This window comes from Roseomonas genomospecies 6 (genome assembly GCF_008365375.1).
Lineage (GTDB): Bacteria > Pseudomonadota > Alphaproteobacteria > Azospirillales > Azospirillaceae > Azospirillum.
Window position 1 is genome coordinate 230,413 of sequence record NZ_QOKW01000004.1, and the last position, 14,027, is coordinate 244,439.

Annotated in this window: 13 protein-coding genes; 3 read left to right on the plus strand and 10 right to left on the minus strand. The window is 69.2% G+C overall.

The window, feature by feature from the left end; all coding sequences use genetic code 11:
* Nucleotides 1-35: 35 nt before the first annotated feature.
* The 8 genes from DS843_RS07670 to DS843_RS07705 all read right to left on the minus strand — a co-directional run bounded on the left by DS843_RS07670 (nt 36) and on the right by DS843_RS07705 (nt 7,597).
* Nucleotides 36-2,342, minus strand: a complete 2,307-nt coding sequence (locus DS843_RS07670; RefSeq protein ID WP_149468294.1) for a hybrid sensor histidine kinase/response regulator — start codon at nt 2,340-2,342, stop codon at nt 36-38.
* 175 nt (nt 2,343-2,517) lie between these two features.
* Complete coding sequence (locus tag DS843_RS07675) at nt 2,518-2,952, minus strand: arsenate reductase/protein-tyrosine-phosphatase family protein (protein WP_475849057.1); 435 nt, start codon at nt 2,950-2,952, stop codon at nt 2,518-2,520.
* 43 nt (nt 2,953-2,995) lie between these two features.
* Nucleotides 2,996-3,478: a UPF0262 family protein gene (locus DS843_RS07680; protein WP_149468295.1), complete on the minus strand. Its 483-nt coding sequence runs from the start codon at nt 3,476-3,478 to the stop codon at nt 2,996-2,998.
* Entirely contained in the window at nt 3,475-4,794 is a 1,320-nt protein-coding gene (gene hisD / locus DS843_RS07685) for a histidinol dehydrogenase (RefSeq protein WP_149468296.1), read from the minus strand. Before hisD ends, DS843_RS07680 begins: the two co-directional genes overlap by 4 nt.
* A complete protein-coding gene (hisG, locus tag DS843_RS07690) occupies nt 4,778-5,527 on the minus strand; it encodes an ATP phosphoribosyltransferase (protein ID WP_475849058.1) in 750 nt (249 codons plus the stop codon). The genes hisD and hisG overlap by 17 nt, the downstream gene beginning before the upstream one ends.
* 565 nt (nt 5,528-6,092) lie before the next feature.
* On the minus strand, nt 6,093-6,314 hold the full coding sequence (locus DS843_RS07695) for a hypothetical protein (RefSeq protein WP_149468297.1): 222 nt from the start codon (nt 6,312-6,314) through the stop codon (nt 6,093-6,095).
* 156 nt (nt 6,315-6,470) lie between these two features.
* The gene (locus DS843_RS07700; protein WP_286191987.1) at nt 6,471-6,908 is read right to left on the minus strand and encodes a hypothetical protein; all 438 of its coding nucleotides are present in this window, start codon (nt 6,906-6,908) and stop codon (nt 6,471-6,473) included.
* A gap of 44 nt (nt 6,909-6,952) precedes the next feature.
* Nucleotides 6,953-7,597, minus strand: coding sequence for a DedA family protein (locus DS843_RS07705; protein WP_286191988.1), 645 nt, complete (start codon nt 7,595-7,597; stop codon nt 6,953-6,955).
* A gap of 299 nt (nt 7,598-7,896) precedes the next feature.
* Here DS843_RS07705 and DS843_RS07710 point away from each other — a divergent pair, with 299 nt between their 5' ends.
* Together DS843_RS07710 and DS843_RS07715 are read left to right on the plus strand one after the other, a co-directional pair.
* On the plus strand, nt 7,897-8,394 hold the full coding sequence (locus tag DS843_RS07710) for a YciE/YciF ferroxidase family protein (protein ID WP_149468298.1): 498 nt from the start codon (nt 7,897-7,899) through the stop codon (nt 8,392-8,394).
* A gap of 71 nt (nt 8,395-8,465) precedes the next feature.
* On the plus strand, nt 8,466-9,197 hold the full coding sequence (locus DS843_RS07715; protein WP_149468299.1) for an SDR family NAD(P)-dependent oxidoreductase: 732 nt from the start codon (nt 8,466-8,468) through the stop codon (nt 9,195-9,197).
* 28 nt (nt 9,198-9,225) lie between these two features.
* On the opposite strand, the gene DS843_RS07720 is transcribed toward DS843_RS07715, so the two are convergent.
* Nucleotides 9,226-11,253, minus strand: a complete 2,028-nt coding sequence (locus DS843_RS07720; RefSeq protein WP_149468300.1) for a BTAD domain-containing putative transcriptional regulator — start codon at nt 11,251-11,253, stop codon at nt 9,226-9,228.
* 240 nt (nt 11,254-11,493) lie between these two features.
* Here DS843_RS07720 and DS843_RS07725 point away from each other — a divergent pair, with 240 nt between their 5' ends.
* A complete protein-coding gene (locus tag DS843_RS07725) occupies nt 11,494-12,324 on the plus strand; it encodes a class I SAM-dependent methyltransferase (RefSeq protein WP_149468301.1) in 831 nt (276 codons plus the stop codon).
* An 18-nt stretch (nt 12,325-12,342) separates the two neighbouring features.
* On the opposite strand, the gene DS843_RS07730 is transcribed toward DS843_RS07725, so the two are convergent.
* Nucleotides 12,343-14,019, minus strand: a complete 1,677-nt coding sequence (locus DS843_RS07730; protein ID WP_149468302.1) for an ABC transporter ATP-binding protein — start codon at nt 14,017-14,019, stop codon at nt 12,343-12,345.
* Nucleotides 14,020-14,027 lie beyond the last annotated feature (8 nt).

Genomic DNA, 14,027 nt, shown 5'->3' on the forward strand with positions numbered 1-14,027 from the left:
CAGAGCCTTTAATTTTACTTAATCGTCGTCCGGGATCAGCCGCCCGTCGAATCGGCCATGCCGACGACCGCGGAATCCACGGCCGTCCGCCGCCCCTCGCCGTTCCAGTGGTCCACGGCGGCCAGCAGGCGGCTCTTTTCCAGCGGCTTGGCCAGATGATCGTCCATGCCGGCCTGCCGGCAGCGCTCCACCTCCACCGCCAGCACACCCGCCGACAGGGCCAGGATCGGGATATCCCCCAGCGCGCCGGGAAGCGCCCGGATGCGCCGCGTCGCCTCCAGCCCATCCATCACCGGCATCTGGACGTCCATCAGGACGAGGTCGTAGACGCGCTCCTGCACCGCGGCCACGGCGGCGGCGCCGTCCGGCACCGCGTCCACATGATGCCCGGCCCGCGTCAGCATGGTGATGACAAGATCGCGGTTCATCGCCAGATCCTCCGCCAGCAGGATGCGCGCACCGCGGCTGACCGGTTCGTGGTGATGCGACAGCCCGCCGTCGAGGTCGTCCAGTTCCGGGGCGCTGGCGGGCTGAAGCGGCAGGCTGAACCAGAAGGTGCTGCCGACTCCGGGGCGGCTTTCCACGCCGATCTCCCCGCCCATCAGTTCCACCAGACGGCGGCAGATCGCCAACCCCAGCCCGGTGCCGCCACGCCCGCGGCCCAACTGGCTGAATCGCTGGAACAACTCGCGTTGGCGGTCCTCGGGCACGCCGATTCCGGTGTCGCTGACCGTGATGGTGTAGCGGCGCGTCCCGCCTTCGTCGCCCATGGCCTTGACGGTCAGGCGGACGCTGCCCGCGTCGGTGAACTTCACCGCGTTGCCGAGCAGGTTCAGGAGGATCTGGCGCACCCGGTCGGGATCGCCCAGCACATAGCCGCGCGCCGCCGCGGAGACGGAGGTGTGCATCTCCAGCCCCTTCTGTTCGGCGGTCAGCCGCACCATGGCCTGACAACGGTCGGCCAGATCGTCCAGCCGGAAGGGCACGCGGACGAGATCGAGCTTGCCCGCCTCCAGCTTCGACAGGTCCAGCACGTCGTTGATGACGGTCAGCAGCGACCGCCCCGCCTCCCGCACCTGGGTGGCGTAGCGCCGCTGCTCCGCCGTCAGCGGCGTTTCCAGCAGCATGTCCGCGAATCCGATCACGCCGTTCATGGGCGTGCGGATCTCGTGGCTCATGGTCGCCAGGAAATCCTCCTTGGCGCGGCTGCCGGCGCGGGCCTCCTCCATGGCGGCGCGCAAGTCGTGCTCGCGCTGCTTCAGGCGGCCCGACATGTCGTTGAAGGCGTTCGCCACCAGCCGGATCTCGTCCGGCGCGCCGCGGGCCTCCACCACCGTCCCGACGTCGCCGGCGCCGATCCGGGTCGCCGCCTGGCTGAGGATGCGCATCCAGCGCAGGACCGAGGCGTGCAGGAGCGACCATAGAGCCGCCACGCTGAGCAGCCCGGCGATGCCGAGCAGGACCAACCCGCGCATCAGGTCGCGCTGGGCGTCCGCCACGATCGGTCCGGTCGGCATGCCCACGGCGAAGACGACGTCGGTTTCCGGGGAATGGCGGAAGGCCCAGAGCCGGTTGAGCCCGTCGGCGCTTTCGCCCTCGAACACGCCGCTGCCATCGGCCAGCATGCGCTTGACGTGCGGAAACTCCGCCAGACTGCGCCCGACCCAGCCTTCCGGATCGGGCTGGCGCGCGATCAGCACGCCGTTGCGGTCCAGCACCAGGATGCGCGCGTCGTCCTGCTTCGTCACCTTCACCAGATCGGTCAGCCAGGCCAGATCGATGGCCACGCCCAGGACCCGTTCGATCTCGCCGTTCATCAGAACCGGCTGCACCGCCAGGATCAGCGGCTTTCCCGACCGCTTTCCGATCACCACGTCGCTCAGCACGAAGGATTTGGTGTCCAGCGCCCGCTGGAAATACTCGCGCTCGCGCAGGCTGATGCCGGAGCCGGGACCCGTCGTGTCGCAGATGATGAGGCCGTTCGGGTCGGTCACCCACACGCCGGTGGTCCAGCGGTGCTGCCGGGGCATCGGCGCCAGCGTGGCGACGCAGGCGTCGGTGTTGGCGTGGTTGGAATCGCGGACCGCGGGGACCAGCGCCAGAACGCTCAGCAGGTTCCGCGCCTCTCCGATCAGGTCGCGCTGGCGTTCCACCCCATCTTCGGTCAGGTGCCGCGCCAGTTCGCGGGCGCTGCTCAGGCGCTGGTCGAGCTGCTGGTCGAAGAAGTACAGCGCCCCGGCCAGGGGCAGGGCCAGGGACGCCAGGACGACGCCCATGAGGCGCAGGCGGAGGCTCCGCAGGCCGGCGGCACGGAACAGACGGGATGGCAAACCGGCGGACATCGGGCGGAGGCCCCCTCAAGGATCGCTAGAAACTATAGGGGCGAGCGCTCTCGCCTCGTTGATGCATCTCAATAGCACCTCAACCCAGCCTTGAAAAAGGCCTTCCCGCCAATCCATCGAAAAGGCGATGCGCCGCCGAACCGTCAGACCGCCACATCCTCAGACCGCCACATCGTCAGACCGTAGGCCCGCGGGACAGCGGAAAACGCTCCTTGATCCTGCCCAGCAGCCCGTCGCGCACCTTGCGGTACGCCTCCAGCATGGCTTCGCGGTTGCCGTCGACCAGCGTCGGGTCGAAGGTGTTCCAGAATTCGACGTCGCAGGCCATGGTGCGGGTCATTTCGATGGCGCGGTGCTGCGCCTCGGGAGACAGCGACACGATCAGATCGAAATTCGTGTCCTCCAGATCCTCGAAGCTGCGGCAGCGGTGGCGGGACAGGTCGATTCCCATCTCCTCCATCACCGCCACGGCGAAGGGATCGACCTCGTCCCCCTCGCGCACGCCGACCGAATCGACATAGACGCGCGTGCCATGGAAATGCCGCATGATCGCCGCCGCCATGGGCGAGCGGATCATGTTGTAGGTGCAGGCGAACAACACGCTCGTCACGGGGAGCGGTTGCAGCACCGGGGCCATGCGCCGCCCCGCCCCGTCAGCCGCGGATGTGAAGGACGCAGATCAGCGTGAACAGCCGACGCGCCGTCTGGAGATCCATTTGCACCTTGCCGGCCAGCCGTTCGCGCAGCATCTCCGATCCTTCGTTGTGCAGGCCGCGGCGCCCCATGTCGATCGCCTCGATCTGCGAGGGCGTGGAGCGCTTGATCGCCTGATAGTAGCTTTCGCAGATCAGGAAATAGTCCCGGACGATGGACCGGAAGCCGGTCACCGGCAGCGTGATCTTGTCCAGCGCGCTGTCGTCGTCGCGCCGGACGTCGAAGACCAGCCGGTTGTCCTCGATCGACAGATGCAGGTGATAGGGGCCGCAGTCCGCGTGGTCGCAGGGGAAGAACTCGTTGTCCTCCAGCAGGTCGAAGATGGCAACCGCACGCTCGTGCTCCACCTCCGGCTTGCGCCGGATCACGGTCTTCTCGTCGAGCGTCACATGGACGATGCGGCGGTTGCCCTTCGTGCTCACCCCTGACCTCCCCCCGGCAGGCGCAGCGCCACCGACAGCGCGTGCGCGTCCAGACCTTCCGACCGGGCCAGCATCACCGCCGCCGGACCGATCGCCTTCACGCTGTCCGCATCGCAGGCGACGAAGGTCGTCCGCTTCATGAAATCCAGCACGTTCAGACCGGAGGAGAAGCGCGCGGAGCGCGCCGTCGGCAGGACGTGGTTCGGACCCGCGACATAATCGCCGATGGCTTCGGGCGTGTAACGGCCCAAGAAGATGGCCCCGGCGTTGCGGACCTTTGCCGCCAGCGCGTCGGGGTCCTCCACCGCCAGTTCCAGATGCTCCGGCGCCAGACGGTCGATCAGGGCCGGCGACTCGGCCATCAGGTCGCGCACCACGACGATGGCGCCGTGCTCCCGCCAGCTTTCCCCGGCGATGGCGGCGCGGGGCAGCGTCTCCAGATGCTTGTCCACCGCCGCCGCCACCGCGTCGGCGAAGGCCGGATCATCGGTGATCAGGATCGACTGGGCCGACGTGTCGTGCTCCGCCTGCGACAGCAGGTCCATGGCGATCCAGGCCGGGTCGTTCCGGTTGTCGGCGACCACCAGGATTTCCGACGGGCCGGCGATGCTGTCGATGCCGACGGTGCCGTAGACCAGCCGCTTGGCGGCGGCGACGAAGGCGTTGCCGGGGCCGACGATCTTGTCCACCGGGGCGATGGTCTCCGTGCCGTAGGCCAGCGCCGCCACGGCCTGGGCGCCGCCGATGCGGTAGATCTCCGTGATGCCGCAGCGCTTGGCGGCGGCCAGAACCAGCGGGTTGATCGCCCCGTCCGGAGTCGGCACCACCATGACGATGCGCTCCACCCCGGCCACCTTGGCCGGCAGCGCGTTCATCAGAACGGAGCTTGGGTAGGACGCCGTGCCGCCCGGCACATAGAGGCCGGCGGCCCCGACCGCCGTCCAGCGGGCGCCCAGCCGCACGCCCTGGGCGTCGCGGTAATCGGTCGTCTCCGGCACCTGGAGCCGGTGAAAGCTCTCGATCCGCTCCGCCGCGGTGTCGAGCGCGCGCAGCAGGTCGTCGCTGCATTTCCCGACCGCCGCGTCCACCTCCTCCTGGGAGATGCGCAGCGTGGCGGGGGTCAGCGTCTGGCGGTCCCAGCGGGCGGTGAAGTCGATCAGCGCCGCGTCGCCGCGCTTGCGCACGTCGTCGATGACCCCGGCGACCAGGGCCTGCACGTCCTCGCTGGTCTCGCGCTTGGCGTGCAGAAGCCCCTCAAAACCCTTGGCGAAACCCTCGGCGAAGCGGGGGTCCTGGGCATCAAGCCTGACGGGCATTCACAGCCTCCCGGAAGCGTTCGATCCAGCCGGAAATTTCCTCGGGCCGCGTCTTGAAGGCGGCGCGGTTGACGATGAGGCGGGAGGTGACGTCGGCGATGTGCTCGATCTCCACCAGCCCGTTCGCCTTCAGCGTCGAACCGGTGGACACCAGATCCACGATCCGGCGGCACAGACCGAGGGTGGGTGCAAGTTCCATCGCGCCGTTCAGCTTCACGCACTCCGCCTGCACCCCGCGCGCCGCGAAGTGCTTCCTGGTGACCTCCGGGTATTTGGTCGCGACGCGGACGTGGCTCCAACGCGACGGATCGTCGCTCTCACCCAGTTCGGCGGGTTCGGCGACCGACAGGCGGCACTTGCCGATGCCGAGGTCGAGCGGCGCGTAGATTTCCGGATAGTCGAATTCCATCAGCACGTCGTTGCCGGCCACGCCGAGATGGGCGGCGCCGAAGGCGACGAAGGTCGCCACGTCGAAGGACCGGACGCGGATGATGCTGAGATTCGGAACGTTGGTCGCAAAGCGCAGGAGCCGGCTGTCCGCGTTGTCGAACTCCGCTTCCGGCACGATGCCGGCGTGGGCGAGCAACGGGCGCAGCTCCTTCAGGATGCGTCCCTTGGGCAGGGCCAGAACCAGCGGCTGGCCAACCAGCGGCTGACCGGGCGGCGCATTGGAAGACGCATCGGCCGGCGCGCTGGGCGCCGGCGCGCCAAGAGCACGGGTATCGGCGGGCAAAGAACTCTCCTCGGGCTGAACCGCTGCCCGGATATACCACATTCCGCGCCGCCGTCACGGTCTTAGGAGGCATAGTGCGGCAAGGGGCGGTCTTGCCGGGAGATGATTCGGGGAACTTCGGTTACCTGGGCCTGTATCGGGGCCGGTCACCGGGGCCGGTCGGATTCGCCTTTCCCGGATAAGGACGCGAGCCATGGCACAGGACCGCTCCGTCCCCGACGCGGCACCATTCCCCGCCTCGCCCGGTTCCCGGACCAGGAATACAAGAAGCGCGCCGACACGAAGAAGGGAAAGCCGTTTTCCCGGCACCCGGACGACGGCGCCGTTCCGGCATCACGCGGACGGGGATTGGACCCGCGCGGCCCCCTACGGGAAGGCAAACCAGCAGAACCTGCCCGGCCGGTCACGCATGAGCAAGGAGGATCTGCAAAAAGCGCTCTCCTGACCAGGCGATAGCCTGCGGAGCGTCCGCGGATTGTTCAATGCACAGGCACGAACGAAAGCGGGACCGCGGCATGTCCGCGGCCCCGCTTTCGTTTCTGACGCAGCCCATGCCATGCACGGGTTACTCGCGGATCAGCGTCGGCAGGTCCATGGCGACACGGCCGGCGTCTTCGCGGCGCAGGCCACGGGCGGCCAGTTCAGCCCGGCTCAGGGCCGACAGCTCACGATAGGCGGTGTAGGCGGCGGACGCCTCGAACCAAGCGCTCACGAACTCACGGACGCCCTTGACGACCCGCGACAGAAGGCCGTCATGATCGATGTGCGAAGCGGTTGTGTAAGCCATGGTCCATCTCCTTCGTATCTGGTGGAGATGAACTTACACTGGCATACCAAACACCAGATACGCTGAGTGCGCAACGCAGCGAGGCACAAAAATTACAGCCAAGTCAAGCATTTGCATTCCTGACTGTTCGCCACGCCGACTCTACGTGCACATCTGCTAACGCACGCAGTTCCCAACGATTTCATAGCAGAGGGTGGCGTCACGGTCCTGGTTGTAACGGACCTCGGCGATGCGGTCGCCGCGAACCACGACCGTGGCCTCGCACCGGTAATTCCGGACATAGGTCGTCACGTCGGGCCGCCAGAGGAGCGGTCCGCGGGGTCCCAGCCATGGGTTGGGCTCCCAATCGACATCGCGGTCGATGAGGGTCTGCCGGCGGGTGTAGACCAGAAGCTCGGCGTCACCGGCGGAGGCCGTGCGTTCCGGAACGCCGGCGCAGGCCATGAGATCCCCCTTGCTCATGCCGACCATGGCCGCCGGGGCGCGCAATGCCAGTTCCGCCTGCGGGTTGGCGCAGGACGCCGCCAGGACGGCAACGGCCGCAAGAAACCCGCAACGCCGCACCGTCGTCGTCCGTCCTTCGACAATGGCCATGGCCGCTCCTTACGGTTGTGTGCGTGGCACCCGCCCGCCCCTCGTCAGCACCGCGGCGGCTCCCCGGCTATCGGCGGAGCCGGCACGCAGGGCGCGTCGTTCACAGCCCGGGACGTGGCGGGCGACGTCCCGGCACCGAACAGAACTTCGTCGAGGCCGACCCCCTTCGCCATGGAAAAGCCGGGCGCCATCATCAAAGGCACCCAGATGACCGCGGACAGCAGGTTGGCGGCCTGGAAGTTGCGGTGGGGCATCGCCATCATCCCGGCGGTGATCGGCACGACCGGCCGCAGCGGCCCGAGGAAGCGGGCCAGAAAGACGCTCTTGCCGCCATGGCGCAGGAAGAAGCGGCTGCCCCGCTCCAGAAGATCCGGCCGCCGGCGGAAGGGCCAGACACGCGGGACGCGATCACCGAACACCCGGCCGAGCCAATAGGACACCGCATCGCCCAGAATGGCGCCCAAGGCGATGGCGGCGTAGACCTGCCAGAAACCGAGCGCACCGGAAGCGACCAGCGCCCCGCCCGTGGCGATCAGCACGAGCCCCGGCACCACGAACCCGACGAAGGCCAGGGACTCCGCGAAGGCGCACAGGAAAAAGATCACTTCCGCCCAGGATGCGTTCGCCTCGATGAAGGCACCCCAACGCGCCATGCCGTCGGTGAGCACGTTCCGTGCCGCGTGGTCCATTCAAGCCCCTCGTGAAACGGCCCCCCGGCGGAGACTGTGCCGCGGATCGGCAGCGTCTTGCGGAGCGGCGGGAAAACCCAGCCTGGACCAAATCCCCAGGGCCTTTCAAGATCGACCACCGAGTTTGGTTGGGCAATCGCATTTGACATCCCCTCTTCCGGGGCGGGAGAGGGTGTTGGGCCAAGATCCTCGATGGATCGAACATTGCATCGCGAGAATGACCTCCGCCCCCTGTTGATGGGAGACGGCCGAGCTATTTCAGCCATCGGCGGCACCAGCATCCCAAGGGGAAGACGCTCATGTCGGAAAAAGCCCTCAAGGAACTCCTCATCAAGGAGTTGCAGGACACCTACAGCTCGGAAACGCAGATCATCGAGGCCCTGCCGGCCATGGTCGAGGCCGCTTCGTCACCTCAGCTCAAGCAGGCTTTCGAGACGCATCTGCGCGAGACCGACGGTCAGGTCAAACGTCTGGAGCAGATCTTCCAGATGCTCCAGGCCGAGCCGGGCGGGAACACATGCGAGGCGACCCAGGGACTGGTCGAGGAAACCGAGGAGATCATCGACGAGGGTCTCCCGGCGGAAGTGCTCGACGTCGCGCTCATCATGGCGGCGCAGAAGGTCGAGCATTACGAGATCGCCAGCTACGGCTCGCTGAGGACCCTGGCAGAGACCTGCGGCATGACCGATATCGCCCGCCTGCTCGAACAGACCCTTGAGGAGGAGAAGGCAACCGATCAGAAACTCAACCAGCTCGCCGAGGGCGACATCAACATGCGTGCCTTCCGGGCGGCGTAGCGACGAGGCCGCGGCTCCTGGATCGGAGCTGCGGCGCCTTCCCGGCCACGCTCCGCGGACAGGGGTGGTTCATGAGCGGCATCGCGGGCTTCGCCGGTTCGATCCGGACGGTCGTGATCGGGGCGAGCGGCGGCATCGGCGCGGCGGTGACGCAACGGCTGCTGGCCGATCCCGGCGTGACGGAGGTGCTGGCCCTGTCACGCCGCCCGGTCGCACCGGCGGGCAAGCTGCGCACCGGCTTCCTCGACCTTGCCGACGAGGCGTCCATCGTCGATGCGGCGGCGATGGCCGGAGCGGCCGAGTTCGTCTTCGTCGCCAGCGGTCTGCTGCACCAGGACGGGGTGCAGCCGGAGAAGAGCTGGCGCACGCTCGACGCGGCGGCGCTGGCGCGGCTGTTCCAGGTCAACGCCATCGGCCCGGCGCTGGTTGCCAAGCACTTCCTGCCCCGGTTGCCGCGGCACGGACGGGCGGTCTTCGCGGTTCTGTCCGCCAAGGTCGGCAGCATCGCGGACAACCGGCTTGGCGGCTGGTACGGCTACCGCGCGTCCAAGGCGGCGCTCAACCAGATCGTCCGCACCACGGCCATCGAACTGGCGCGCTCGCGACCGGAGACGATCTGCGTCGCACTGCATCCGGGCACGGTCGACACCCCCCTGTCGCAACCGTTCCAGGCCGCCGTGCCCCCGGACCGGCTGTTCCCCCCTTCCGTCGCCGCCGCTCACCTGCTCCACGTCCTCGGCGGGTTGACGCCGGCGGACAGCGGCGGCCTGTTCGCATGGGACGGCCAGCGCCTGCCCTACTGACCCCCTGCCCTCCAGGAAGACACGGGCGTCAGGGCGGGAGGCCGATCTCCGGGCCGATGCGGCGGATGAGGTCGGTCACCGGCGGGCGCAGGGTGCGGAAGGCCGCGATGAAGTCACCGCACCGGTATCCCGGCGCCGCCTCGCCGATCCGGCGGGCGTAGGCCCGCGCCGCGTCGTGCCGACCGGCAAGCGCATCGCAGAAGGCGGCGATGGCCTGAATGTGGACATGGGCGTTGGGCCGGCGCGCCGCCCGCTCGGCCCAGGCCGCCGCCTGCGCATAGTCCTCCAGCCGCAGGAGGGCCAGCGCCTTGGAGCCGAGCATGCCGAACAGCAGCGGGTCCAGTGGACTCAGCCGCTGCGCCAGATCGGCGGCGTCGATCGCGGCCCGGGCATCGCCCCCCTGCGCCTGGACGAAGGCGATGGTGTAATGGCCGAGCGCGAAGTTCGGGTTGAGATCGACCGCAACGCCCAGCTCCTCCACCGCGTCGTCCTGCCGTTCGAGAAGCCACAGCGCGCGCCCCAGGACCCAATGGGCCGTCGGGTCGCGCTCGTCCAGGGCGACGCTCTGCTCGGCGAAGCGGTAGGCGCGGTCGGCCTCGCCGCCCCGGTCGCCGGCGTGGTGCAGGAAGGCGTCCTGGAAATGGGTGAAGGACAGCCCGGCGTGGGCACGCGCGCACAGCGGATCGAGGCGGAGCGCCTGCAGGAAGAAGCGGCGCGCCGTTTCGTTGTCGTCGCGGGTGAAGCGGAACATGTGCCACAGCCCGCGATGATAGGCGCCCCAGGCGTCCAACGAAGCGGGTGGCCGGGTCAGGGCGCGCCGGACCTCCGCCGCCTCGATTTCGGCTTCCAGCGCGGTGACGATGCGGGCGGTGAGATCGTCCTGCATCGCGAACAGACCGTCCAGGCGGCTTTCCAGCGCATCGCCCCAGACGGCGCCCCCGGTCGCGGCGTCGGCCAGTTCCACCGTCACCCTCAGCCGCCCGCCGTGGGTGCGCAGGGTGCCGGTCACCAGATAGCGCACCCCCAGCGCCCGCCCGACCGTGCACGGATCGGTCCGCGCGCCGCGAAAGCGGAAGGACGAGCCGTGGGCGATGACGAACAGCGGACGCAGGCGCGACAGCCGCGCCAGGATGTCGTGGGCGAGCCCGTCGGCGATCCCGCCCCTCTCGGCGCCGCCCTCCGCAGCGCCCTCTGCCGGCCCGCCCAGCGCGACGAACGGCAGGACGGCCAGCGACGGCCTGCCGCTCCCCTCCCCCGGCACCGCCCCCGGTTCCGGCTGGCGCAGGGTCGCCGGCGTCCGGGCGGGCATCGCGGACGGCGCGGCGGCGGGTCCGTCCCGGATGCTGCGCAACAGGGCGAGCGTCTCCTCCTCCGGTTCGGCGTCGAGGCAACGGCGCACCGCCGCGCTGCACGCCTGATACTGCCGTATGGCGTCCGAACGCCGCCCGGCCTGCGCATGCGCCCGCATCAGGCTGCGGTGCGCCTCCTCGCAGGCGGGATCGTGGGCGAGCCAGCGCTCGGCGGTCGCGGCGGCCCCGTCCCAATCCTCCAGCGATTCGCACAGCGCCGTCAGCCGCGCAAAGACGCCGGACGCCAGCCGGGCGAACCGGGCGCGTTCCCCGGCCAGCCACGAGTCGAATCCGTCCGTGCCGATCTCCGCGCCCGGCAGCAGCGCACCGCCACACAGGCGGGCCGCGGCGCGCAGCGCGTCGGCGGTGCCGTCCCGCGCCAGCCGTTCGACCTCCAGCGCATCGACCCGGGCCACCGGCAGGGCCAGCGAGACCGTCTCCCTCTCCGTCCGGATCAGGTCGCCGCCCGCCTGCGCGCCGAGGCGGCGCACGTCCATCAGGCATTGGCGAAGGCTGTGCCGGGTCCGCCCGTCCGCGCCGTCCTCCCACAGCAGATCGGCCAGACGCTCGCGGGACAGGGGCCGGGGTGCGTGCAGGGCCACGCAGGCGAGGAGGTTCCGAGCCTTCCGCCCCGGCGCGCCCAGCGTCCGCCCGCGCGCGTCCGTAAGCGCAAAACCGCCCAGCAACCGAAGAGCCGGTCCGTCCATGGCGTGCCGCGATGGCGATTGTTCGGAACGGTCATGCTAGCAGACCGGGCCTTTCCCGTCGGGAGCGCTTCCGCCGCAGCGGATTACCCCTGATGGATGGCCATGCGTTTTGACGGAGTCCTGACGGAGCCATTGACGCCGGGATGACCTTCTGCGGACGCCGGACGGCGATGCTTCCCGGCAAGCCCGGCCCCGGCAAGGTCGACAAGGCCGGGCGGCGATGTCAACAGGGAGAGTGTCATGGACGGCCAGACCACCGTCGCTTCCACCATCCAGCCGCAAGACGCCATCCAACCGCACAACGAGCGCGCCGCCGCCGTGTGGAGTTCCGGCGGCCGGGATTACGAGGAGATCATCCGCGGCGTCTACGACGGCATCGACGCGACCATCGCGGCGCTGGCGCCCCGGCCGGGCGAGCGAATCCTCGACGTGGCGACCGGCACCGGCATCGCCGCCCGCGCCTGCGCCCGGCGGGGCGCGCAGGTCTGCGGGATCGATATCGCCGCCGGCCTTCTCGACGCCGCGCGCGCCCTGTCGGACGGCCTGCCGATCGACTACCGGCTGGGGGATGCGGAAGCCCTGCCCTATCCGGACGCCGGCTTCGACGCCGTCGTCTCGACCTTCGGGGTGATGTTCGTCGGACGTCCCGAAGCGGCGGCGCGGGAGCTCGCCCGCGTCTGCCGGCCCGGCGGGCGGCTGGCCCTGGCCACATGGACGCCCGACGGCGCCATCGCCGCCATGTTCGGCGTGATGCGGCCCTACATGGCGGCGGTCCCCGCCGTGTCGCCCTTCGATTGGGGCCGCACCGAACGCCTGCGGGAGCTTCTGGGCGACGCCTTCGACCTGACGGTGCGGACCGAAACCAGCCATTACGTCGAGACCGGCGGCGAGGCGGCCTGGAACACCTTCGTCACCGGCTACGGCCCGACGCGCATGCTGGCCGCCAGCCTCGACGAGGAGCGCCGGGCCGCGCTCAAGCGCGACTTCGTGGCTTTCCACGAGCGCTACCGCGAAGGCCAGGGCATCCATGTGCCCCGCAGCTTCGTGCTTACCCTCGGCACGCGCCGGTAGGGCCGCGCCCCGGCGGGATCAGCCGCGCGCCGCAAGCTCCTCATGCGTGATGCGCTGAATCCCGCCGCCGGTGCCGACGACATACACCGCGTCGGCGTTGCGGATGGTCGCCAGCCGGTGGGCGATGACCAGGGTGGTGCGCCCCTCCGCCAGTTCCATCAGGGACTTCTGGATCTCCCGCTCGGTCTGGGTGTCGAGCGCGGAGGTCGCCTCGTCGAGGATCAGGATCGGCGGGTTCTTCAGGAACATGCGGGCGATGGTCAGGCGCTGCTTCTGCCCGCCGGACAGCTTCACGCCGCGCTCCCCGATGATGGTGTCGAGGCCGTCCGGCAGGGACGCGATCAGCCCGTCCAGATGCGCCCGCCTTGCGGCCTCCATGATCTCCGCCTCGGTGGCGCCGAGACGGCCATAGGCGATGTTCTCGCGGATCGTGCCGCCGAACAGGAAGACGTCCTGCTGGACGATGCCGATCTGCCGGCGCAGCGAGGCCAGCGTCATGGCGCGGATGTCCATCCCGTCGATGGTGATGCGCCCCTCCATCGCCTCGTAGAAGCGCGGCAGAAGCGAGCAGATCGTCGTCTTTCCGGCGCCCGAGGGGCCGACGAAGGCGACGGTGGACCCGGCCCTGATGGTCAGATCGACGCCCTTCAGCACCGGGCGCGCCGGGTCGTAACCGAACGACACGCCCTCATAACGGATGTCGCCCTTCAGCGGCGGGGCCGGGACGGCGTTGGGCGCATCCGCGATGTCCGGCTGGGTGTCGAGCAGTTCAGTGTAGCGGCGGAAGCCGGCGATGCCGCGGGGGTAGGTCTCGATGACCGCGTTGATCTTCTCGATCGGGCGGAAGAAGGTGTTGACCAGCAGCAGGAAGGCGAAGAACCCGCCCTGCGTCAGCTCGCCCACCAGCACGAAATGGGCGCCGGTCAGCATGACGACGATCAGGATCAGCCGCATGCTCATGTAGCTGAGCGTCGTCGAGGCCGCCATGATCTTGTAGGCGGCGAGCTTGGTCGTGCGGTAGCGGGCGTTGTCCTCGGCGAACAGCTTGCGCTCGTGGTCCTCGTTGGTGAAGGCCTGGACCACGCGCATCCCGCCGACATTCTCCTCGATACGGACGTTGAAGTCGCCGACGCGGGAATAGAGCGACTGCCAGTTGCGCGTCATCCGCCCGCCGTAGCGGCTGGTCACGAAGGCGATCACCGGCACGATGGCCGCGGTGATGAAGGCCAGCGGCGGGTGCACCGCAACCATCAGCGCGAAGGCCCCGACGAAGGTCATGACGGCGATCAGCAGGTCTTCCGGACCGTGATGAGCCACCTCGCCGATCTCGTCGAGGTCGCGGGTGACGCGCCCGACGAGGTGGCCGGTCTTGTGGTTGTCGTAGAAGCTGAAGGAGAGTTTCTGCAGATGGTCGAAGCTCTTGCGGCGCATCTCCGTCTCGATGTTCACGCCGAGCATGTGGCCCCAATAGGTGACCACGGCCATCAGCCCGCCGTTCGCCATGTAGATCGCCAGCAGCGCCACCGTGGCGGCGACGATCAGCGGCCAGTCCTGCGTCGGCAGGAGCTGGTCCACGAAGGCGCGCACCGCCATCGGGAAGCCCAGCTCCAGCAGGCCCGACAGGACGGCGCAAACGATGTCGAGGACCAGCAGGCCGGTGAAGGGACGGTAGTAGGAGAGGAAGCGGCGGAGCATGGCTCTTC

What these genes read in the sequence shown, in the direction of transcription:
- DS843_RS07670 (WP_149468294.1), bottom strand. Translation starts at nt 2,342, where the DNA reads ATGTCCGCCGGTTTGCCATCCCGTCTGTTCCGTGCCGCCGGCCTGCGG.
- hisD (WP_149468296.1), bottom strand. Translation starts at nt 4,794, where the DNA reads ATGCCCGTCAGGCTTGATGCCCAGGACCCCCGCTTCGCCGAGGGTTTC.
- DS843_RS07695 (WP_149468297.1), bottom strand. Translation starts at nt 6,314, where the DNA reads ATGGCTTACACAACCGCTTCGCACATCGATCATGACGGCCTTCTGTCG.
- DS843_RS07700 (WP_286191987.1), bottom strand. Translation starts at nt 6,908, where the DNA reads ATGGCCATTGTCGAAGGACGGACGACGACGGTGCGGCGTTGCGGGTTT.
- DS843_RS07705 (WP_286191988.1), bottom strand. Translation starts at nt 7,597, where the DNA reads ATGGACCACGCGGCACGGAACGTGCTCACCGACGGCATGGCGCGTTGG.
- DS843_RS07710 (WP_149468298.1), top strand. Translation starts at nt 7,897, where the DNA reads ATGTCGGAAAAAGCCCTCAAGGAACTCCTCATCAAGGAGTTGCAGGAC.
- DS843_RS07715 (WP_149468299.1), top strand. Translation starts at nt 8,466, where the DNA reads ATGAGCGGCATCGCGGGCTTCGCCGGTTCGATCCGGACGGTCGTGATC.
- DS843_RS07720 (WP_149468300.1), bottom strand. Translation starts at nt 11,253, where the DNA reads ATGGACGGACCGGCTCTTCGGTTGCTGGGCGGTTTTGCGCTTACGGAC.
- DS843_RS07725 (WP_149468301.1), top strand. Translation starts at nt 11,494, where the DNA reads ATGGACGGCCAGACCACCGTCGCTTCCACCATCCAGCCGCAAGACGCC.
- DS843_RS07730 (WP_149468302.1), bottom strand. Translation starts at nt 14,019, where the DNA reads ATGCTCCGCCGCTTCCTCTCCTACTACCGTCCCTTCACCGGCCTGCTG.